Here is a 293-nt window from a genome sequence, read left to right as displayed (position 1 = left end):
GCGCATCATGGCGCGCGGATCGATGCGGCGCCCCTGCGCGTCCACCTTGAAGCGCCGCGTGCGGACAAGGTCGAAGGGCAGCCGCAAGGCCGCGATCGCCTTCTTGGCCTCCGCCATCTCGCCGGCGTCCATCTGGGCAAAATCCTTGGCCCGCAGCACCTCATTGCCGGAAAAGGTCAGCCGCGCGTCGATCTCGATCTCGGGCACTTCGCGCACAGGCTGGTTCTTCTGATGGCCCTCGAACATCGCCTGGCTGACGCGGTTTTCCGCCGTCCGGGGCTTCTGCTTTTCGC

The 293-nt window shown here is 66.6% G+C and carries 1 pseudogene; it reads right to left on the bottom strand.

The annotated features are described in order from the left end of the window. A pseudogene (locus tag EN852_RS39395) lies at positions 1–293 on the bottom strand (VWA domain-containing protein); the annotation flags it as partial.

The organism is Mesorhizobium sp. M2E.F.Ca.ET.209.01.1.1 (assembly GCF_004010375.2).
Taxonomy (GTDB): Bacteria; Pseudomonadota; Alphaproteobacteria; order Rhizobiales; family Rhizobiaceae; genus Mesorhizobium.
This window is presented reverse-complemented; position numbering and strand designations above follow the sequence as displayed.